The 20,848-nt window shown below is 44.0% G+C and carries 20 protein-coding genes; 16 read left to right on the top strand and 4 right to left on the bottom strand.

The window, feature by feature from the left end:
* Positions 1-218: 218 nt before the first annotated feature.
* A complete protein-coding gene (rne, locus tag HW45_RS22670; RefSeq protein WP_038230174.1) occupies positions 219-3,182 on the bottom strand; it encodes a ribonuclease E in 2,964 nt (987 codons plus the stop codon).
* 617 nt (positions 3,183-3,799) lie between these two features.
* Here rne and rluC point away from each other — a divergent pair.
* A complete protein-coding gene (gene rluC, locus HW45_RS22675) occupies positions 3,800-4,747 on the top strand; it encodes a 23S rRNA pseudouridine(955/2504/2580) synthase RluC (RefSeq protein WP_006075500.1) in 948 nt (315 codons plus the stop codon).
* 57 nt (positions 4,748-4,804) lie between these two features.
* Here the strand turns inward: rluC and HW45_RS22680 are convergent, their stop codons facing one another.
* Positions 4,805-5,389, bottom strand: a complete 585-nt coding sequence (locus tag HW45_RS22680; protein WP_038229972.1) for a Maf family protein — start codon at positions 5,387-5,389, stop codon at positions 4,805-4,807.
* A gap of 135 nt (positions 5,390-5,524) precedes the next feature.
* Here HW45_RS22680 and yceD point away from each other — a divergent pair, with 135 nt between their 5' ends.
* From yceD to HW45_RS28475, 15 genes are all read left to right on the top strand, one after another.
* On the top strand, positions 5,525-6,052 hold the full coding sequence (gene yceD / locus HW45_RS22685) for a 23S rRNA accumulation protein YceD (RefSeq protein ID WP_031493500.1): 528 nt from the start codon (positions 5,525-5,527) through the stop codon (positions 6,050-6,052).
* A gap of 43 nt (positions 6,053-6,095) precedes the next feature.
* Positions 6,096-6,266 carry a 50S ribosomal protein L32 gene (rpmF, locus tag HW45_RS22690; protein ID WP_031493499.1) on the top strand — a complete coding sequence of 57 codons (171 nt, stop codon included), beginning with the start codon at positions 6,096-6,098 and terminating at the stop codon, positions 6,264-6,266.
* A 9-nt stretch (positions 6,267-6,275) separates the two neighbouring features.
* Positions 6,276-7,301 (top strand): phosphate acyltransferase PlsX, encoded by a 1,026-nt coding sequence (plsX, locus tag HW45_RS22695; protein WP_031493498.1) that lies wholly within the window; start codon positions 6,276-6,278, stop codon positions 7,299-7,301.
* Between the two features lie 5 nt (positions 7,302-7,306).
* A complete protein-coding gene (locus HW45_RS22700) occupies positions 7,307-8,257 on the top strand; it encodes a beta-ketoacyl-ACP synthase III (protein ID WP_038229973.1) in 951 nt (316 codons plus the stop codon).
* Positions 8,258-8,313: 56 nt separating this feature from the next.
* Positions 8,314-9,237 carry an ACP S-malonyltransferase gene (fabD, locus tag HW45_RS22705; RefSeq protein ID WP_038229975.1) on the top strand — a complete coding sequence of 308 codons (924 nt, stop codon included), beginning with the start codon at positions 8,314-8,316 and terminating at the stop codon, positions 9,235-9,237.
* Between the two features lie 16 nt (positions 9,238-9,253).
* Positions 9,254-9,988, top strand: coding sequence for a 3-oxoacyl-ACP reductase FabG (gene fabG, locus HW45_RS22710; RefSeq protein WP_038230175.1), 735 nt, complete (start codon positions 9,254-9,256; stop codon positions 9,986-9,988).
* A gap of 162 nt (positions 9,989-10,150) precedes the next feature.
* The gene (acpP, locus tag HW45_RS22715) at positions 10,151-10,384 is read left to right on the top strand and encodes an acyl carrier protein (RefSeq protein ID WP_004406112.1); all 234 of its coding nucleotides are present in this window, start codon (positions 10,151-10,153) and stop codon (positions 10,382-10,384) included.
* A gap of 94 nt (positions 10,385-10,478) precedes the next feature.
* Complete coding sequence (gene fabF / locus HW45_RS22720) at positions 10,479-11,720, top strand: beta-ketoacyl-ACP synthase II (protein ID WP_006075090.1); 1,242 nt, start codon at positions 10,479-10,481, stop codon at positions 11,718-11,720.
* A gap of 81 nt (positions 11,721-11,801) precedes the next feature.
* Positions 11,802-12,605, top strand: coding sequence for an aminodeoxychorismate lyase (gene pabC, locus HW45_RS22725; RefSeq protein WP_038229977.1), 804 nt, complete (start codon positions 11,802-11,804; stop codon positions 12,603-12,605).
* Complete coding sequence (mltG, locus tag HW45_RS22730; RefSeq protein ID WP_038229979.1) at positions 12,602-13,618, top strand: endolytic transglycosylase MltG; 1,017 nt, start codon at positions 12,602-12,604, stop codon at positions 13,616-13,618. Before pabC ends, mltG begins: the two co-directional genes overlap by 4 nt.
* Positions 13,615-14,253, top strand: a complete 639-nt coding sequence (tmk, locus tag HW45_RS22735; RefSeq protein WP_038229980.1) for a dTMP kinase — start codon at positions 13,615-13,617, stop codon at positions 14,251-14,253. The genes mltG and tmk overlap by 4 nt, the downstream gene beginning before the upstream one ends.
* A gap of 3 nt (positions 14,254-14,256) precedes the next feature.
* Positions 14,257-15,213 (top strand): DNA polymerase III subunit delta', encoded by a 957-nt coding sequence (gene holB / locus HW45_RS22740; protein ID WP_038229982.1) that lies wholly within the window; start codon positions 14,257-14,259, stop codon positions 15,211-15,213.
* 91 nt (positions 15,214-15,304) lie between these two features.
* Complete coding sequence (locus HW45_RS22745; protein WP_038229984.1) at positions 15,305-16,072, top strand: TatD family hydrolase; 768 nt, start codon at positions 15,305-15,307, stop codon at positions 16,070-16,072.
* A 454-nt stretch (positions 16,073-16,526) separates the two neighbouring features.
* A complete protein-coding gene (gene ptsG / locus HW45_RS22750) occupies positions 16,527-17,960 on the top strand; it encodes a PTS glucose transporter subunit IIBC (protein ID WP_038229985.1) in 1,434 nt (477 codons plus the stop codon).
* Positions 17,961-18,167: 207 nt separating this feature from the next.
* Complete coding sequence (locus HW45_RS28475; RefSeq protein WP_051868304.1) at positions 18,168-18,713, top strand: hypothetical protein; 546 nt, start codon at positions 18,168-18,170, stop codon at positions 18,711-18,713.
* A gap of 63 nt (positions 18,714-18,776) precedes the next feature.
* Here HW45_RS28475 and HW45_RS29380 read toward each other — a convergent pair whose 3' ends face one another.
* Positions 18,777-18,869 (bottom strand): MetS family NSS transporter small subunit, encoded by a 93-nt coding sequence (locus HW45_RS29380; protein ID WP_006075081.1) that lies wholly within the window; start codon positions 18,867-18,869, stop codon positions 18,777-18,779.
* A 1-nt stretch (position 18,870) separates the two neighbouring features.
* Entirely contained in the window at positions 18,871-20,340 is a 1,470-nt protein-coding gene (locus HW45_RS22760; RefSeq protein WP_038229986.1) for a sodium-dependent transporter, read from the bottom strand.
* Positions 20,341-20,848 lie beyond the last annotated feature (508 nt).

The following is a 20,848-nucleotide window of genomic DNA, read 5'->3' on the forward strand; positions in this document are numbered from 1 at the left end:
TCGTCATTATCCATTTTCTATATGACATAGATATGGCGCATTGTTGATGAAATAATCAAAGCTCGGCATGCTACCGAAATGTGAACAAAACTTCAATATTGAAAGAAAGTGTTTCGATGCTAAGTGGCATCTTTATGCCTACGATTTTCGCCAACGTTTCCCGAATAATAAAAAAGGCTGCGATATTCGCAGCCTTTTAAAGTTTTCCTTTCTACGTATTAGTAGTTAGGTTTTGTCATTACTGCTGACGCAGAGTTAGTTGCTACTTGGCTGCCTGCACCCTTCTGTTGGTAACGCTCAGCTTTAATAGGTGCTGCGTTGATGATAATTTCACCAAGTTCTTGCTTGCCCTCAGCTTTAGCCATTGGTGCACTCGCGTGGCCCTTGAAGCTAACAACTGCTTTCTCTGCAACAAGGCTTACTGGAGTAGGTTCCACGATAGTAGGTTGCTCTTCAACCACTGAATTTTCAGCTACCGAGACTTCAACCATAGGTTCGGTTTCAACAACAGCTTCTGTAGCAGGCTCAACGATTGCTGGTGCAGCTTCTGCAACTGGTTCAGCAACAACTTGAACTGGTTCAACTACTGCTTCAACGACCGTTTGCTCAGCTTTTGGTTCTGTTACAACAGGTGCTTCAATAGCTTCAGGCTTACGCATTACGATAACCTTACCCATTGCCATCTCAGGCATAGCAACACCTGTGGTTGTGACTAGCTCTTTAACTTCCGCTTCAGGTTTCGCTTTCGCCTTAGGTTTCACAATGCCATAGCTCGGCATTACTTTACCCATCGCCATTTCAGGAGAAGCTACACCACCCTTACGTAGGCGGAATGGGTTAGGGCGACGATCACGACCACGACGACGACGTTGACCACTTGCACGTAAGTGACGAGGAGAACGACGGTTACGACGTTGTTTGCCTTCCTCTTTCGCTGGAGCTTCTGTTGCCGCTTCAGGTACTTGAGGCTTTTCTACCGCAGTTTGAGCTGTCTCAACAGACGCAACCTGAGTCGCTTGCTCTTCTTGTTGTGCTTTTTGATCTTTTACGCGCACTTGCTTAGAAAGCTTACGACGCTGACGGCGCTCTTTAACTTTCGCCGCTTTTTCTTCAGAACGAGGTGCTTTTTTCTCAGCTTGAACATCAGCTGCGATTTGTTGACCTTGCTCTTCTACTTTTGATTTGCCGGCTGCTTCATCGCGCTTTTTATTACGACGATCTTGCTGCTTACCGCGACGATTTTGCTGTTTGCGTGACTCTTGAGCATTGTCGTTAGACTCTTTCTCTTCGTCACGAGCAGGTTTGTTACGGCGATTCTTGTTACGATCATTATCGCGAGAATCTTTACTATTACGGCGACGTTGATCGTTGTTTCGATTCCGACGCTGTCTGCCGTTGCGATTCTTAGGTGCTTCTTCTTGCTTCTCTGGTTCTTTCTTAGGCTCTTCATTTGAAGAGAAAAGTGAACCAATAGCAGAAAGGATACGAGACATCAGACCAGGCTGCTTCTCTTCTTTCTTCACTTCTACCTTAGCTGGCTTACTTGGCTTAGGCGCTGGAGTCGGGGCGTTTTGAGTAGGTGTCGCAAAACCTTGCAGTGCAGGTTGCTCAATCTTACGCGGCTTAGCTTCGACTTCGGCTTCCTTAGCTTCAGCCTCTTTGAGTGCTTCTAGCTTTTTAGGTAGCAAGTATGACAACAGGTCTTGTTCTTCACCTTCACGAACACGAATTACCTCAAAATGAGGCGTTTCCATATCAGAATCAGGAACAATAGTGATCTTAACTTCTTGTACGCGCTCAATGTGGTTAATGGAGCGACGTTTTTCGTTTAGTAGGTAAGAAGCAATTGGCACTGGCACGATGGCAAGAGCTTGAGACGTGTTGTCTTTCAAGGCTTCTTCTTCGATGAGACGAAGTACTGATAGCGCTAATGACTCGTTATCACGTACCACACCAGTACCAGTACAACGTGGGCAAATGTGATGACTTGCTTCAGCCAAAGATGGGCTCAAGCGTTGACGAGACATTTCTAGTAGACCAAAACGAGAAATACGACCTATTTGAACACGGGCACGATCAATTCGTACTGCCTCGCGCAGACGGTTCTCAACCTCACGTTGGTGACGTACAGGTGTCATATCAATAAAGTCGATAACAACTAAGCCACCTAGGTCGCGAAGACGTAGCTGACGAGCAATTTCATCTGCTGCTTCAAGGTTAGTATTCAGTGCAGTTTCTTCGATATCGCTGCCTTTGGTAGCGCGGGCAGAGTTGATATCGATAGACGTAAGTGCCTCAGTTGGGTCAATAACAATAGAACCACCAGATGGAAGCCTCACTTCACGCTGGAACGCTGACTCGATCTGGCTTTCAATCTGATAGTGACTAAATAGCGGTACTTCACCTTCGTATTTTTTCACTCGGTTCACAAAGTCTGGGCGAACCAATTGAATGTGCTGGCGAGCACGCTCGTAGATGGTGTTGCTATCAATCAAGATCTCGCCGATATCGCGACGTAGGTAGTCACGAAGTGCACGAACGATAACGTTACTTTCTTGATGGATTAAGAACGGAGCAGGGTTTTGGTCTGCTGCACCCTTAATGTTTTCCCAGTTGTTTAGTAGGAAACGCAAATCCCACTCAAGCTCTTCGGCACTTTTGCCTACGCCCGCGGTACGAACGATTAGGCCCATACCTTGTGGTAGTTCTAGAGTGCTAAGGGCGGCTTTTAGTTCTGTACGCTCTTCACCTTCAATGCGACGAGAAATACCGCCAGCGCGAGGGTTGTTAGGCATTAGTACTAAGTAGCTACCTGCTAGAGAGATGAAGGTTGTCAATGCAGCACCTTTGCTACCGCGTTCTTCTTTCTCAACTTGCACGATCACTTCTTGGCCTTCACTCAAGACATCTTTGATGCTTGGGCGACCTTGGTAGGTGTAGCCTTCAGGGAAGTATTCGCGTGCAATTTCTTTGAGAGGGAGGAAACCGTGGCGTTCGGCACCGTAGTCAACAAAAGCGGCCTCTAGGCTAGGCTCAACTCGAGTGATACGTCCTTTGTAGATATTCGCTTTTTTAGATTCGTGACCTGGACTTTCGATATCAAGATCGAATAGTCGCTGGCCATCGACCAAAGCGACACGCAACTCTTCTTTTTGAGTTGCGTTGATTAACATTCTTTTCATTACAGAAATTCTCGTTGTATTTTCTTTGTTTTCATCATTGCTCTTGTCACAGTTTTCGTAAGTCGTGGTGCCGGATCCCATGGCTTTGTAAAATGCAGCCTCCCGGCTGGAAGGGATGCTCTTGGGCACTACAGTCTTCACACAGGACTTTCGCTGTGTGCTCCGCATATGTGGCGGTGATACTCAACACGATTACGTGAGTAGGTGACAAGGAAGTCTTAGCGATCAACGTCTTATGCCAGTTGCTGCGTCTCAAAACTAAGCGTTCTACTCATAGTTAAAATTGCTCAAAGATAATATCGACAAATCATAAATCGATTTTAATTACCTATTGCAGCTGTGAACTATAGCAGCGCAGCGAATTATCAGCAATCAGCTTTAGTATAAACCACAGAAAAAATTCTGATTATTCCTAGGCAATGTACGTTTAATGTGCTGATTTTAAGCAATAATATCTCAGGGCGCGTAAAAGCTGGTTCAAACTGGTTGATTTCTATCCACAGCTTGTTCAGACAATGGCTGAGAGCGTGTTGTTGATGGTTTTTCCACTATCTCATCGACAAAATTACCAATAGAAAGCGTTATTTTCTTGCAGCTTTGAATGTTATAATAGCGAAATGAGTGAAATTAGAACTAAAGTCCAATTTGTCGATATTGACGACGATATGGCTGGTCAGCGCATCGATAACTTTTTGCGCAACCAATTGAAAAACATTCCTAAGAGTGTTGTGTACCGAATCGTGCGCAAGGGTGAGGTACGGGTAAACAAAAAGCGTGTCAAAGCAGAATACAAGCTTCAAGCAGGGGATAGCGTCCGTATACCTCCTGTCACAATAGAAGAGAAGCAAGAAGAAGCGCCGATCAGCACAAAGTTGAATAAAGTGGCAGAGCTTGAGTCGCAAATTATTTATGAAGACGACCACATGCTCATCTTAAACAAGCCATCTGGAATTGCGGTTCATGGTGGAAGTGGTTTGAAGTTTGGTGCGATTGAAGCTTTAAGGGCGTTACGTCCACAAGCGCGCTTCTTAGAATTAGTACACCGCATAGATCGCGATACTTCGGGTATTCTTTTGGTTGCGAAGAAACGGTCTGCTTTGCGTCATTTGCAAGCACAGTTTCGTGAGAAGACGGTGCAAAAGTATTACTTTGCCCTAGTAATGGGGAAATGGAAGCCTAGTTGCCGAGTAGTAAAAGCGCCGCTGCTAAAGAATGAAGTGAATAGTATTGTTAGAGTTAACCCTAATGGAAAACCTTCAGAAACTCGCTTTAAGGTACTGGAGTCTTTTGAGCAGGCAACGTTGATTCAAGCAAGCCCAATTACCGGGCGTACCCACCAAATTCGAGTTCACACTCAATACACGGGCCATCCGATAGCATGGGATGATCGCTATGGTGACCGCCGATTTGATGCTTATACAGCGAAAGTAGGTCTAGACCGTTTGTTCCTGCATGCCGCAAACATTGTCTTCATGCATCCAGCGAATGATGAAAAAATGGAAATACATGCTGAGATGGAACCAAAGTTGCAGCAAGCGATTAAAAAGCTAAAAGCAGGCGTATAACCTAAAAGCTATAACTAGAGCGGAGTGCTTCGATCCAGATGCACTCCGTTTTTGTCTTTAAGCGAGTGGAGAAATGCCTTGTTTCGCTAATAGAGTGACAAGGTCAATGAGAGGTAGTCCGACTAAAGTATTTGGATCTTTACCATCGAGTTGACTAAATAACGTGATACCGAGCCCTTCGCTCTTAAAACTTCCAGCACAGTATAGTGGTTGCTCCATATCGACATAACGCTCGATTTGAGTGGTCGTTAATTTTCGAAACGTCACATCAAAAGTATCAATAACGGTCTCCGATTGCTGAGTCTTGGTGTTGTAGACTGCCAGTCCAGTATAGAACCGAACAGTTTTTCCACTTTGCTGCTGGAGCTGGTGTATCGCATTGCTGCGAGTCAACGGTTTGCCAATAATTTTGCCATCGATGACGCAAACTTGATCGCTGCCGATAATGACAGCGTCTTTTTCGTTTTTTAAGGCACTCGCTTTTTCCAATGCAAGCCGCTGAACCAGCTCCGTTGCCGTTTCGTGCTCTTGTGCTGTTTCTTCAACGTTTGGTGCAATAGCTTCAAAGTCTAAACCTAATTTGGATAGAAGCTCCGCACGGTACGGAGACGTTGAGGCTAAAATGAGTCGAATTGTTTTCATTTTTGGACAGTTTTTCTTATCATAATTGCAGATTCTAGACATAATGTTAGATTCTTAATCTGTAGGCAAAAAAAGTACAACTTTTTAGCCTTTTTCTTTGACTAAATCCGTTTTGGAAGATAATATTCGCGCCCTATGCAAAAGGTAAAAATACCGCGAACTGTTGACCCGGGTAAGACAGCACAGAAAAGATTGGACTTTGATGGCATCATCCAAGTAAGTCTTTTTAAGCGTCTGAGCGAGTCAGTTAGTAGCGTAAAACGCGATGCTGAAGTGACATTGTCCTTTGGGCATGATGAACAGCGACTCGTTGTTATCTCTGGTAAAGCTAACATCGAAGTTGATTTGGAATGTCAGCGTTGTAATGAGATTTTCACACACCTGTGTGAAGTCCAATTCACTTACACTCCTTACTATAGTGAGAAAAGTGAAGAGGATGCACCGGAAGATTACGATTTGGTAGATCTTAATGAGTACGGTGAGGTCGATCTCATACAATTAGTTGAAGACGAGTTCATCTTAAACCTGCCTCAAGTCGCAATGCACGATATAGCAGATTGTAGCGTTGACTCAAACAACATGGTTTTTGGAGATATTCCGGAAGAGGTTCCAGAAGATAAGCCAAATCCATTTGATGTTTTAAAGAGCTTAAAGCGTGAGTAACACAGTTACTGACGTTTAAATTACTAACATAGGAGTAGGGTCCATGGCCGTACAAAAAAGCAAGAAGTCACGTTCTATGCGTGGCATGCGTCGTTCACATGATGCGCTAACTTCAGCTGCACTATCTGTAGACGCAACTTCAGGTGAAACTCACCTACGTCACAATGTGACTGCTGACGGTTACTACCGTGGCAAAAAGGTTATCAACAAGTAAGGTTGACCTTTGCATAATATAACCGTTGCACTTGATGCAATGGGCGGGGATTTCGGTCCTTCCGTAACAGTGCCTGCCGCCGTGCAGGCACTGTCGCTTTTCCCAGAGCTAAAAGTGGTTCTTGTCGGCGACGAACCGTCGATAAATACACAACTCAATCAACTAGGTTACCAACGCAGTACCCGTTTAGAGGTAATGCATAGTGACCGAGTCATCTCGAATTCAGAAAAGCCTTCCTTTGCGCTTAGAAACAGTCACGATACCTCAATGCGTATTGCGATTGATCTCGTTGAGTCAGAAAACGCTGATGCTTGCGTAAGCAGCGGTAATACTGGCGCATTAATGGCGTTATCTCGCTTCAGACTGAAACTATTACCAGGTATTGATAGGCCTGCTTTAGTCACTGCGTTGCCGACGGTATCGGGCAGCAAGACCTGGATGCTCGACTTAGGTGCCAATGCATCGGTCGATGCAGATTCTCTCTTTCAGTTTGCGGTCATGGGCAGTGCACTAGCAGAACAGCATTTGGGCAGAAAACCAAAAGTTGCCATTCTAAATATTGGCGCTGAAGAAATAAAAGGCAACGATCTTGTGAAACGTTGCGCTGAAATGCTTACCCAAACGCAATCTATAAACTATATTGGTTTCGTCGAAGGTAATGAGTTGTTACACGACGCTGCTGATGTTGTTGTTTGCGATGGATTTGTTGGAAACACAGCGTTGAAAGCGTGCGAAGGAACGGCTCAACTCATTTTAGATAAACTAAAAGCAAAACTAACCGCCTCTACATGGAAAGGATGGATAGCAAGAATATTGTTTTCCGATCTCATAACTGAGGTGAAAACACTGAACCCCGACCAGTATAACGGGGCAAGTTTGTTAGGATTGCGCGGCATTGTCATAAAAAGCCACGGAAGTGCTGATATTTCAGCACTTGTTCATGCAATAGGCGAAGCGGTTCACGAGGTTAAACGCCAAGTCCCGAACCAAATCAGCGATCGTCTAGAAGCAGTGTTACTCGAGAGGCAGTATTAGTCTTCATGTATAGCAAAATTTTAGGTACAGGCAGCTACCTGCCATCTCAGGTCCGTACTAACGCGGATCTAGAGAAAATGGTAGATACGACAGATGAATGGATCGTAACTCGCACAGGTATCAAAGAGCGACGAATTGCCGCAGAAGACGAAACTGTTGCAGATATGGGCTACGAAGCTTCGATAAAAGCTATCGAAATGGCTGGTATCGATAAAGATGACATTGATCTCATTATCGTAGCAACGACCAGCAGTAGCCATGCTTTCCCATCATCCGCATGTCAAGTTCAAGCAAAACTTGGTATTAAAGGTTGTCCCGCATTTGATATGGCGGCAGCATGTACTGGTTTCGTTTATGCACTCTCAGTCGCCGATCAGCATATTCGCTCTGGTATGGCTAAAAATGTTTTAGTTATCGGCTCTGATTGCTTATCGAAGACAGTTGAAGATATTGATCGTTCTACTATTATTCTGTTCGGCGACGCTGCAGGCGCAGTCGTACTGGGTGCTAGCGAAGAACCTGGCATTATTTCTACTCACCTATACGCTGATGGTCGATTTGGAGACTTGTTAAGTCTTGAGATGCCAGTACGCGGTGGTGAACTGGATAAATGGCTAAATATGTCAGGCAATGAAGTCTTTAAGGTTGCGGTGACACAATTGTCAAAGCTGGTCAAAGACACATTAGCGGCAAATGATATGGATAAGTCAGAACTAGACTGGCTTGTTCCGCATCAAGCGAACTATCGAATTATTTCAGCAACAGCTAAAAAGCTTGGTATGTCGATGGATCAAGTGGTGGTTACCCTTGATCGTCACGGTAATACCTCTGCGGCAACAGTTCCTACTGCACTAGATGAAGCAGTGCGTGATGGCCGCATTAAACGTGGACAAAATCTGTTGCTAGAAGCCTTTGGTGGTGGATTTACTTGGGGATCGGCGCTTGTTCGCTTCTAATCCCAGCAAAATCCAAACCAATACTAATTTAGATTGCGTTGTTTAAGGAAATAACGATGAGTAATTTTGCAATCGTGTTCCCTGGTCAGGGTTCACAAACAGTTGGAATGCTTGCAGAACTTGGCGAGCAATATGATGTAGTTAAAGCAACATTTGCTGAAGCATCCGAAGCGCTAGGTTATGACTTATGGGCACTTGTTCAGAATGGCCCTGCTGAAGATCTAAACCAAACTCACCGTACACAGCCAGCATTGCTAGCCTCTTCAGTTGCTATTTGGCGTGTATGGCAGGAGCAAGGACTAGAACAGCCTGCTCTTTTGGCTGGTCACAGTCTTGGTGAGTACTCTGCATTAGTTTGTGCTGGTGTTATCGATTTTAAAGAAGCGATCAAACTGGTTGAGCTTCGCGGTCAATTAATGCAAGAAGCAGTACCAGCTGGTGTTGGTGCAATGTATGCAATCATCGGTCTTGATGATGAGTCTATTGCGAAGGCTTGCGAAGAAGCTGCTCAAGGTGAAGTTGTTTCTCCAGTTAACTTTAATTCTCCAGGTCAAGTAGTTATCGCCGGTAATAAAGCGGCAGTAGAACGTGCTGGTGCACTTTGTAAAGAAGCAGGTGCAAAACGTGCTCTGCCTTTACCTGTGTCAGTACCATCTCACTGCGCACTGATGAAGCCTGCTGCCGATAAACTCGCAGTTGCTCTAGACGCGCTTGAATTTAATACGCCAGAAATATCAGTGATTAACAATGTTGATGTTGCCGCTGAAACTGACCCTGCGAAAATCAAAGATGCATTAGTTCGTCAACTTTACAGTCCAGTTCGTTGGACTGAAGGTGTTGAGAAAATGAGCGAACAAGGCGTAGAGAAATTGCTGGAACTTGGTCCTGGTAAAGTACTAACAGGTCTAACGAAGCGAATCGTTAAGACATTGAGTGCTGCAGCAGTTAACGATGCTGCGTCACTTGAAGCGGTAAAATAAAAGGAACGCGATAATGATGAACCTTGAAGGCAAAATTGCCTTAGTAACAGGTGCTAGCCGTGGTATCGGTCGCTCAATTGCTGAGCTATTGGTAGAGCGCGGTGCAACAGTAATCGGTACAGCAACATCTGAAAGTGGTGCTGCGGCGATCAGCGAGTATTTAGGTGAGAATGGTAAAGGTTTGGCACTAAACGTGACAGATACCGACTCAATCGAAGCAGTACTAAAGCAGATCAACGCTGATTTTGGTGCGATCGACATTCTTGTAAACAACGCTGGTATCACACGCGACAACCTTCTTATGCGTATGAAGGACGACGAGTGGACAGATATCATGGACACTAACCTAACGTCTATCTTCCGTCTGTCTAAAGCAGTACTACGCGGTATGATGAAGAAGCGTCAAGGTCGCATCATCAACGTAGGTTCTGTTGTTGGTACTATGGGTAACGCAGGTCAAACGAACTACGCGGCAGCGAAAGCAGGCGTAATTGGTTTTACTAAGTCAATGGCACGTGAAGTTGCATCTCGCGGTGTGACCGTGAACACAGTTGCACCAGGTTTTATCGAAACAGATATGACAAAAGCACTGAATGATGAGCAACGAGCTGCTACACTAGCCAACGTACCTGCTGGTCGTTTAGGTGACCCTCGTGAAATTGCATCTGCTGTTGCATTCCTTGCATCGCCAGAAGCGGCATACATCACAGGTGAGACACTTCACGTAAATGGTGGCATGTACATGGTTTGATCTGTGCAACATTTGTGCATGATTTAAGTCAAAAATGTGCTGAATTTCGGTTAAATTCGCTAAAATTGTGGTTTGACCAGCAAGGACCCCCTTGCAACTTTCAATAGTTCGAATAAACTACGGAAACATCGCATAAAGCGAAATCTGTAAAGGAAAAGAAAAATGAGCAACATCGAAGAACGCGTAAAGAAAATCATTGTTGAACAGCTAGGTGTAGACGAAGCAGAAGTTAAGAACGAAGCTTCTTTCGTTGACGATCTAGGTGCAGATTCTCTAGATACAGTTGAGCTAGTAATGGCTCTAGAAGAGGAATTCGACACTGAGATTCCTGATGAAGAAGCTGAGAAGATCACTACTGTTCAAGCTGCTATCGACTACGTAAACAGCGCTCAGTAATATCTCTTTCCAGGCGGCCTTCTGGCCGCCTGTGTTTTTTTAAACGTCTTCTATCCTTTCAAATAGAATCACAAATATCCCGGAGAATAAAATCGTGTCCAAGCGTCGTGTTGTTGTCACTGGCATGGGTATGTTGTCACCGGTAGGCAACACCGTAGAATCTTCATGGAAAGCCCTTTTGGAGGGTAAGAGTGGTATCGTAAATATTGAACATTTCGATACAACCGATTTTTCAACTCGTTTCGCTGGCTTAGTAAAAGACTTTGATGGTAGTGAATACGTGTCTAAAAAAGATGCTAAGAAAATGGATTTGTTTATCCAATACGGCATCGTAGCAGGCATGCACGCTCTCAAAGACTCTGGTCTAGAAGTCACACCAGAAAACCAACACCGTGTCGGTGTAGCTATTGGTTCTGGTATTGGTGGTCTTGACCTAATCGAAGCGGGACATCAAGCGTTGGTAACGAAAGGCCCTCGTCGTGTAAGCCCTTTCTTTGTACCTTCGACTATCGTAAACATGGTTGCTGGCCAACTTTCTATTCTTGCTGGTCTTCGTGGTCCTAACATCGCAATCTCTACTGCATGTACGACTGGCCTTCACAATATCGGTCATGCTGCACGTATGATTGCGTATGGTGACGCTGAAGCAATGGTAGCGGGTGGTGCAGAAAAAGCTTCAACTCCACTTGGTATGGCGGGTTTTGGTGCAGCTAAAGCGCTATCTACCCGTAACGATGAACCACAAAAAGCGTCACGTCCTTGGGATGTTGACCGCGATGGCTTCGTACTGGGTGACGGTGCAGGCATGATCGTTCTTGAAGAGTATGAGCATGCTAAAGCACGTGGTGCGAAAATTTATGCCGAGCTTGTTGGTTTTGGTATGAGTGGCGACGCTTACCATATGACTTCACCAAGTGAAGATGGTTCTGGCGGCGCTTTGGCTATGGAAGCTGCACTTCGTGATGCAGGCATTACTGGTGAACAAATCGGTTATGTGAACGCTCACGGTACCTCAACACCAGCTGGTGACGTAGCTGAGATCAAAGGCATTAAACGCGCTCTTGGCGAAGAAGGTGCGAAGAAAGTGCTAGTATCATCGACAAAATCGATGACAGGCCACTTACTAGGCGCAGCTGGTTCAGCGGAAGCGATCATCACTATAATGTCTTTGGTAGATCAAATTGTCCCACCAACGATTAACCTAGATAATCCAGACCCTGAGTGCGATGTAGACCTAGTTCCACATACTGCACGCAAAGTTGACATGGAATATGCACTTTGTAACTCATTTGGATTTGGCGGTACTAACGGTTCATTGATTTTCAAAAAGATGTAACCCGCGGTAATCGTACAAGACACTTGTATTCAAACGGCTTGATGCTTAGCATTAAGCCGTTTTGTTTTTAAAGGAAGAACTATGTTTTGGCGTGATGGAAATCAAGTCGACCATGTTTCAGTTACGGACAGAAGTTTTCAATATGGTGACGGTTGCTTTACAACGATTCTGACTAAGTCAGGCAAACTGCAGTTGTGGGATCAGCATGTGAAGCGAATGGAACGGGCGCTACTTCGTCTGAAGATGGCACCCGTAGATTGGCAGCAGATGAAGGCTGAACTTGAGCGAGTTGTTTCACGCAAAGCACTGGCCGGCATCAAAATACATGTAAGCCGTGGTGAAGGAGGGCGAGGTTATAGCCCTAGCGTAAATCGGGGCCCCTTGATTACTCTAAGCCAGTTCGATTTCCCTGTTGGTTATATCGAATTACGTCAGGTCGGCCTTGAACTGTCACTTTGCGATGTCGCATTGGGGTTAAACCCGTTGCTGGCGGGATTAAAGCATAACAATCGTCTGGAGCAAATCCTTGCAAAGGAACAAGTTGAACATAGTGACCGTATGGACGGCATCGTGTTGGATATTAACGGCAACGTAATCGAAACCACAATGGCAAATATCTTTTGGTTTAAGGATGGTGTGCTTCACACGCCAAGTCTTGATATGGCCGGAGTAGAAGGTGTTATGCGTGAAGAAGTTTTACGAGTAGTAAATCAAGACGAGCTGCCAATCTTAATCGACTCGTTCAAGCTCAACACATTGATGTCCGCAGATGAGATATTCGTTAGCAATTGTATTTTAGGGGTTGCGCCCGTAACCAAAATTCAGGATGCTCAATTCCCTATTGGAAACATGACAAGACGTATTCAGGAGAAGTTAGGTCAGTGATAAAGAAGTTTTTGTTTACAGTGGTTGTTTTAGGAGCAATTGCTTTAGGTGGCTTTTTATATGTTAAACAGAGCGTAAACGAATTTATTGCTCAGCCGTTGAATATTGAACAACCACATCTTGTTACCGTGGAGCGTGGTAATAATCTCAATACGGTTATCTCAACATTTGTAGACGACCAGTGGATTAAGCCTACTCAGTTTGCATCTCTTGTTCGTCGTTTTCACCCGAACTTGACTCAAATAAAAGTGGGTACCTTCGAAGTCCTACCTGGGATGACGTTTGAGCAAGCACTCAACGCAATCATTGATGGCAAAGAATATCAACTCGCGATCACTTTTATCGAAGGGTCTACTTTCAAAGAGTGGCGAGAGCAGTTCAAACAAGCAGAATATCTTGAGCATGAGACTGATATGTTAACAGAAGCTGAAATTGCGCAGCAATTGGGTATTGAACGTGAAAAGCTAGAAGGGCTTTTTCTCGCTGAGACCTATCATTATTCTGTTGGTGATAGCGATTTAGACATCTTGAAGCGTGCTCATCGAAAGCTGAACATTATCCTAGAGCAGAGTTGGGACGCTCGACAAGACAAATTACCTTTAAAGAATAGCTATGAGGCGCTAATACTCGCTTCAATCATTGAAAAAGAAACGTCTGTACCATCAGAAAGAGAGCGAGTGGCGTCCGTCTTCGTGAATCGACTCAATAAGCGTATGCGACTTCAAACCGATCCTACCGTTATTTACGGAATGGGCGATCGTTATGATGGCAATATTAGAAAGAAAGATCTCCGAGAAGCAACGCCATATAATACTTATGTCATCAATGGCTTGCCACCTACGCCAATTGCTATGCCAGGCAAAGCGTCTATCCTAGCTGCAGTAAATCCAGAAGATAGTAATTACTTGTACTTTGTTGCGAGCGGTACAGGTGGACATGTATTTTCTAAAAATCTACGAGACCACAATAGAGCGGTCCAACAATACTTAAGACAATTAAGAAGTAAAAAATGAGCCAAGCAAAATTTATCGTTATTGAAGGACTAGAAGGTGCAGGGAAAAGCACTGCGATCAGTACGTTGCGAGCTGAGTTGGATGCAGCTGGCATTCAGGACATTGTTAATACACGCGAACCTGGAGGGACTGTCCTAGCAGAAAAAATGCGAGCCTTGGTCAAAGAAGAACATGAAGGCGAGCCGCTGCAAGACCGCGCTGAGTTACTGTTAATGTATGCATCACGTATCCAGTTGGTAGAGACAGTGATCAAGCCGGCGTTAGCAAAAGGTGCTTGGGTAATTGGTGATAGACATGACATGTCTTCGCAAGCATACCAAGGCGGTGGTCGTGAAATTGATCAGGCTGTGATGACTTCCCTAAAGCATATTGCCATTGGTGAATTCAAGCCAGATTTTACTTTGTATCTGGACATCGACCCACGTCTAGGTCTTGAGCGTGCACGTGGACGAGGTGAACTCGACCGAATCGAAAAAATGGACATTAGTTTCTTTGAGCGTACCCGTGAGCGCTATCTTGAAATGGCGACTAATGATGAGTCAGTTGCCATTATTGACGCGAGCCAGAAGATTGAAGACGTACAGCACTCGATCCAGCAAGCTGTGCGTACTTGGTTAGCAAAGCAAAAAGGGTAATCTATGCAAGTCTATCCATGGTTAGTACCAACTTGGTCGAAGCTTAAGGATAACCTTGAACGCCAGCACGTGCCCGGAGCGATGTTGATTCAAGCTAAGGTAGGCTTAGCTCCGGAATCAATGATTGAACGATACGTTGCAGGGTTGATGTGTCAAAACGACAAGTCTGAACCTTGCGGTTTCTGCCATTGTTGCGATTTACTTAAGGCTAGTGGACATCCTGATGTTCACTATGTGCTTCCCGAGAAAGATAAGAAATCATTATCCGTTGAGCAGATACGACAAGCAAACAAGTGGGCATTAGAGTCTTCTCAGTTTGGTCACTATCGAGTTATTGTTATTCCTCAAGCCGATCGTATGAATGCCTCGGCCGCTAATGCGCTGTTAAAAACACTCGAAGAGCCTCCGTCGCAATGTTTATTTATTTTGTCGACTGAGAACACCAAGTTATTGCTGCCAACGATCAGAAGTCGTTGTGAAGTTTGGCATGTTTCATCGCCTTCCGAACAAATGTGTATTGACTGGGTTAGCCAAGAGATAGGAAAGTCCGTTCCTCGTCATTCGGCACTACTTTGCCATTTTGAACCTATTTCGACGCGTCAGTTTGTAGAGTCGGGACAAGACAAAGAGTATCAAGCGTTAATTGGAGCCTTCATCGGTTTTATTCGTAGTGATGGTTTAGATACGAATGAATTTATTACAAAGTTAACGAAGAATAGTAGCGAGCTTTCTACCCAGCTCAATTGGTTATGGTTACTTCTTAGCTGTGCTCAAAAATCTTCCTTAGGTATTGATATTCAGACCTCTTTACCTGAAGCGAGTCAAATTGCTGAAGTGTACAGTTACGAAAGCCTATATACGCATGCTCAGTCGCTGCAGGCGCTGAGGGAGCAATTACGTTCCTTCCCTGGCCTTAACATTGAATTACTCGTGGCTGATTGGCTTTATGGGTTGAACTAAGTCTAGAATTAGTCATTGCGTTATATTACTTTGAACGGCGTTGGCTAATGCGAAAGCTCGTTAATCATTATCAAATTTAAGTTAGAAAATTATGTTTGTAGATTCCCACTGCCACCTAGACAAACTCGACTATGACGATGTCCATTTGGACATTCAAGATGTCATTCAGAAAGCGAAAGCAGCGAATGTCGAGAAGTTGTTATCAGTTGGTGTGACATTAGGTTCCTTTCCAAAGATGTTGGAGTTAATCGAACCGTATTCAGAGGTTATGGCGTCATGTGGCGTCCATCCATTAGACGTTGAGAGTGACTTTTCTCTTGAGCTGTTTAAGCAATATGCCTCACATAACCGAGTGGTGGCTATTGGTGAAACAGGGCTGGATTACCACTATCAACCGGAAACAGCCGCCCTTCAGAAAGCCCGATTTGAGCAACAGGTCGAGGTAGCGGTTGAGGTTAATAAGCCTCTGATTATTCATACTAGAAACGCACGTGAAGACACTTTAGCTATTCTGAAAAATGGTTTAGCTGACAAGTGTGGTGGTGTCATACATTGTTTTACAGAAGATTTGCCATTTGCTCAAGCAGCGATGGAGTTAGGCTTCTACATCTCTATCTCTGGGATTGTCACTTTTAGACAAGCCAAAGAGCTTAAAGAGGTGGTAAAACAGCTACCTTTAGAGCGATTACTTATTGAAACGGATTCGCCTTACCTAGCTCCAGTTCCTCATCGAGGGAAAGAGAATCATCCGGCTTATGTAGTTGAAGTTGCAGCATACATAGCACAGTTAAAAGGGGTCTCACTTAAAGAAGTCGGTGAAAAAACAACCCAAAACTACCACAATCTATTTTTGCGATAAAAAATAAGTTTGCCACTAAGAATGATTAAAAAAGGCGCACATTGCGTCTTTTTTGTTTTCTAAAATTGAAAAAGTCAAAAAAAGTTAATGTTCACCAAATCTGTTGAGGAAAAAGTAGTGAGTCTGCACAAACTGTAATTATGTTACGTAAAATAACTTAGGAGTGTATTTTATTCACTGCGTAAAATTAATTGATGACAATATTAATATTAATAAAAACAATTACTTAATTTAATTGTAAAGCATTACATTTTGGCCGATGAACTGTGATCCAAACGTAGTTTTGAAACTAAATTTCGTAAGTGTGTAGAAACCATGAGGAGCATCAATATATATTTAGAGGCAGAAAATATAATTCAATTCGTGGTTACATTTTCTATGGGTGCTAACATTTAAGGCTACGGGGGTGTGCCGTTAGAGCCCATAAACTAATAACTTTATCAGGAGCATAAACATGTTTAAGAACCTTTTTGCTAACCTGCAAAAAGTTGGTAAGTCTCTGATGCTACCAGTGTCAGTACTACCAGTTGCAGGTATTCTACTTGGGGTAGGTGCTGCCAACCTTGGCTTCATCCCAGATGTTGTTTCTAATCTAATGGAACAAGCTGGTGGTTCGGTATTTGGCCAAATGGCTCTTCTATTCGCTGTGGGTGTTGCACTAGGCTTCACTAACAACGATGGTGTTGCAGGTCTTGCTGCAATCGTTGGTTACGGCATCATGACTGCTACGTTAAGCGTTATGGCTGGCGTAATGGGTGTTGAAAAAATCGATACAGGTGTACTAGGTGGTATCCTCGTCGGTGGTGTGGCTGCTTGGGCATTCAACCGTTTCTTCAAAATTCAGCTTCCAGAATACCTTGGCTTCTTCGCTGGTAAGCGTGCTGTGCCAATCATCACTGGTTTCACTGCAATCGCACTAGGTATCGTACTGTCTATCGTATGGCCACCAATCGGCTCTGCAATCGGTGCATTCTCTCACTGGGCTGCTGAGCAAAACCCACAACTAGCATTCGGTATTTACGGTGTTGTTGAGCGTTCTCTAATCCCATTCGGTCTACACCACGTTTGGAACGTACCATTCTTCTTCGAAGCAGGTACTTGTGTAAACGCAGCGGGCGAAACTCAAAACGGCGTACTAACTTGTTACCTAGTTGCAGACGATGCATCTCGTGCTGCTGGTAATGGCTTCGGTCAGCTAGCGGGTGGTTACATGTTCAAGATGTTCGGTCTACCAGCTGCTGCAATCGCTATTGCACACTGTGCTAAACCGGAGAACCGTGCAAAAGTTATGGGTATCATGGCTTCTGCAGCACTAACATCGTTCCTAACAGGTATTACTGAGCCAATCGAATTCTCATTCCTATTCGTTGCTCCAGTACTATATGCAATCCATGCTCTACTAGCTGGCTCTGCATACGTTGTTGCTAACACTCTAGGCTTTGTGCATGGTACTTCATTCTCACACGGTCTAATCGACTTCCTAGTTCTTTCTGGCCACGCTCAGAAGATGGGTCTGATGATTGGTGTTGGTCTAGTTTACGCGGCAATCTACTACTTTGTATTCCGTACCGTTATCACTGCAATGGACCTTAAGACTCCAGGTCGTGAAGACGAGTCTGAAGATGCAACTGCAGCAGTTTCTGGTAACGAAATGGCTGGTGAACTAGTTGCGGCATTCGGTGGTAAAGCTAACATCACAGGCTTAGACGCATGTATTACTCGTCTACGTGTAGCGGTAGCTGACACTGAAATCGTCGACCAAGACAAGCTTAAGCAACTTGGTGCAGCAGGTGTGGTTGTAGTATCTGGTGGTGTTCAAGCTATCTTCGGTACTAAGTCAGATAACCTGAAAACAGATATGGACGAGTGGATTCGTAACCACGGCTAATCAACACGTTCAATAACAATTGAAAAGGGAAGCATTTGCTTCCCTTTTTTTGATCGTATGGAGTGGAAATTCTTGCTCTCTGTTTTCCTCGTCATGACATTCGGACAACTTGCCTCTCTAGAATGCCGTTATTCCAACTTACATGCCAGAAGACACAAGCTCTCAGTTAAACAGAAGAGCAGGCATGATCAATCAGAGAGCAAACCTATGAAAATTAAATTTCCTTTGGTAGTGGTATTCGCCATGGCTACCATTTCGTCATTCGCAACATTTGCAAGCAACACTGCTGGCGGCGAAGAGCAATGGCAAATTGTTGAAGAAAACCAAACTGCGGCTCCTGCGGCAAGTAAGCCTGCACAAAGCAGTCAAAAATCTAACCAGCCTAGAAGCTCATCTCGCAGTAGCGGCGGGAACTCGGGCTTCAAAATTGGGATGGGGTTTGACCAAGGATTAAGTATTGTTGGTCAAATCAATAATACCGTTAACTTTGCCGTAGGTAACGATGGCGTTGCTGCTGACTATATCTTTAGTCGTGGACAATTTGGTGGAGACGTACCTTTTAGCTGGTTTGCTGGCGTCGGTGGTCAAATTCAACGTTCTGATAAGTTTGGACCGCGCGTGGCACTCGGCGTAGAGCTCCCTTTTGCACGGAGTTGGGACGCTTACGCTCAATTAACTCCAAATCTGATGTTTGATAATAGTGATTTGAAGTTAGGTATTGGGGCGGGTATCGGTGTTAGATACAGCTTCTAAATTGAACATAAAAAAATGCCAGCATTTAGATGCTGGCATTTTTGTTTAAAAAGAAATTTTGGGTTATTTATCCATGGCTTTCTTAATGCAGTAGGATGCACCACCCCATGTGATACCAAGCCCTAAAACCATCATAAAGATTGCGCTGACTGTCATACTAAGCCTCTTTCTTACTGGTTAAATTAATCACAATTCCGACCACAACGAGTAGCCCCATAAGTCCCCATCCTAACAAAAGCAGATCCGATTGGTCGTAACCACCGTAGCCTTCGGTAAAGAGAGTCTTAAACTTCGTGGCGACGATAATTGCTAGGATGACAGGAGTAATGAATCGAAGACATACGTCGAACCAAGTACCAATAGTGAAGTCAGATATTTGATTGACATAGTCTCGTACATCAGCAATTTTCAGCAACCAAGCCATAAGGATAATTTCGATTAGGCAGCTTGCTACGATACCAACGTTATTTGCGAAATGGTCGACAAGGTCAAGCAGTAGTAGACCTCCATTAGTGGCGAAGGCCATAGAGATAACTAAGCCTGCACCACAGATAACGCTTGCCGCTTTATTTCTACGCCACTTTAGCTTGTCGATGACGGCAGATGTCACTGCTTCCATAATAGAAATGTGTGAGCTTAAACCTGCAATGACAAGTGCAAAGAAGAAAAGTGGCCCTAGGATATATGGAGCTGGTAGTAAGTTAATCGCTGCTGGTAAAGTTACAAATGCAAGACCAACCCCTGCGGTAACGACTTCAGTCAAAGGTTTACCTTGTTCTTGCGCCATATAGCCTAAAACAGAGAAAATCATGATACCTGCTAGGATTGAGAAGCCGCAGTTAATAAGGACGGTCATAAACGCATTATTGGTGATATCTGACTTCTCGGGTAAGTAACTGGAGTAGGCGAGCATGATGGCAAAGCCAATGCTCAACGTGAAGAAGATCTGCCCATAGGCGGCTGCCCAAACTTTTACATCCCAAATCTTGCTGAAGTCAGGTTCAAACATATAGTTGACGCCATCCAGTGCGCCTGGAAGGAAAATCATACGACCGATCAGCAGTAATACCATGATAAACAGTACTGGCATCATGATTTTCGCTGCACGCTCAATACCAGATTTAACGCCGCCTGCAATTGCCGCATATGTAATGGCCCAAGCAATAAGCATCGACCCTGCTATTTTCCATTGAATAGCACCGAGGTTACTTGGAGAGTTGTCTCCAAGCTGTAAGTATTCACTGAAGAAAAATGCATTGGTATCGGTTCCCCAACTTTGCGTGAAAGACATACCGAAGTATGAAATAGCCCATCCAATAACCGCTACATAGTAAACGGCGATGGTCGCGGCGACACCCACTTGAAACCAACCCAGCCATTCAAACTTGCTGTTGATTTTAGCCAAGGTTGCTGGCGCAGAACCGCGATACTTTTGACCCATACTGAACTCTAAGATCATAAAGGGAATACCAGCGGTAATCATGGCGAACAAATAGGGAATAAAGAACGCGCCACCGCCATTTTCATAAGCCATATAAGGGAAACGCCAGATATTACCAAGTCCAATGGCTGAACCTACCGCTGCAAGTATGAATCCCGCTCGAGATCCCCACTGTTCACGTTTCATAATTAACTCCTTTTAGTGAATCTTCTACATGGCCTCATCTATACTTAAATCCAAATATTATTCTGGAATGTAAGTTTCTGCTTATTGATAAATTTTCAAATAATATATTTTATAAATCGGTTGTTATTTTGAATATTATTCTACAAAAATTGATTGAAATAGATGAAGCGACTGGTTTTTGTGCTTTTCAATGTTTTTTATTGAAACATTTAGCTACAAATTAAAATTAGAGTAACGTCGTTATTGCTTGATCGCAATAGATTTCACTGTGCGGGGTTGATTGGTCTATTAGTGATTAATGCTGATATATATATTTTTGCTGGCTTTATATGTTGAGGTGTTGGAGGTGTCACTCTCTCTACTTCTTTTTACTTCAATAAAATTTAGTGAAATATTCTTAAAAATTTCCTGTGATTTTATCTAGCTATATATCGCGATGTAGCATAATAGTTCACATAATGTATCAAGGGTGTTAATGATTGAGTTAAAATCTGAAACTGATGCCAAA

The organism is Vibrio sp. ER1A, assembly GCF_000733315.1.
GTDB classification, from domain to species: Bacteria; Pseudomonadota; Gammaproteobacteria; order Enterobacterales; family Vibrionaceae; genus Vibrio; species Vibrio mediterranei.

Bases quoted from the DNA above. Each gene is read 5' to 3' on its own strand.
- pabC (WP_038229977.1), top strand. From the start codon at position 11,802: ATGTTTTGGCGTGATGGAAATCAAGTCGACCATGTTTCAGTTACGGAC.
- HW45_RS22760 (WP_038229986.1), bottom strand. From the start codon at position 20,340: ATGAAACGTGAACAGTGGGGATCTCGAGCGGGATTCATACTTGCAGCG.
- rluC (WP_006075500.1), top strand. From the start codon at position 3,800: ATGAGTGAAATTAGAACTAAAGTCCAATTTGTCGATATTGACGACGAT.
- rpmF (WP_031493499.1), top strand. From the start codon at position 6,096: ATGGCCGTACAAAAAAGCAAGAAGTCACGTTCTATGCGTGGCATGCGT.
- HW45_RS22700 (WP_038229973.1), top strand. From the start codon at position 7,307: ATGTATAGCAAAATTTTAGGTACAGGCAGCTACCTGCCATCTCAGGTC.
- tmk (WP_038229980.1), top strand. From the start codon at position 13,615: ATGAGCCAAGCAAAATTTATCGTTATTGAAGGACTAGAAGGTGCAGGG.
- HW45_RS29380 (WP_006075081.1), bottom strand. From the start codon at position 18,869: ATGACAGTCAGCGCAATCTTTATGATGGTTTTAGGGCTTGGTATCACA.
- ptsG (WP_038229985.1), top strand. From the start codon at position 16,527: ATGTTTAAGAACCTTTTTGCTAACCTGCAAAAAGTTGGTAAGTCTCTG.
- HW45_RS22680 (WP_038229972.1), bottom strand. From the start codon at position 5,389: ATGAAAACAATTCGACTCATTTTAGCCTCAACGTCTCCGTACCGTGCG.
- fabG (WP_038230175.1), top strand. From the start codon at position 9,254: ATGAACCTTGAAGGCAAAATTGCCTTAGTAACAGGTGCTAGCCGTGGT.
- HW45_RS28475 (WP_051868304.1), top strand. From the start codon at position 18,168: ATGAAAATTAAATTTCCTTTGGTAGTGGTATTCGCCATGGCTACCATT.
- rne (WP_038230174.1), bottom strand. From the start codon at position 3,182: ATGAAAAGAATGTTAATCAACGCAACTCAAAAAGAAGAGTTGCGTGTC.
- acpP (WP_004406112.1), top strand. From the start codon at position 10,151: ATGAGCAACATCGAAGAACGCGTAAAGAAAATCATTGTTGAACAGCTA.
- HW45_RS22745 (WP_038229984.1), top strand. From the start codon at position 15,305: ATGTTTGTAGATTCCCACTGCCACCTAGACAAACTCGACTATGACGAT.
- holB (WP_038229982.1), top strand. From the start codon at position 14,257: ATGCAAGTCTATCCATGGTTAGTACCAACTTGGTCGAAGCTTAAGGAT.
- yceD (WP_031493500.1), top strand. From the start codon at position 5,525: ATGCAAAAGGTAAAAATACCGCGAACTGTTGACCCGGGTAAGACAGCA.
- fabD (WP_038229975.1), top strand. From the start codon at position 8,314: ATGAGTAATTTTGCAATCGTGTTCCCTGGTCAGGGTTCACAAACAGTT.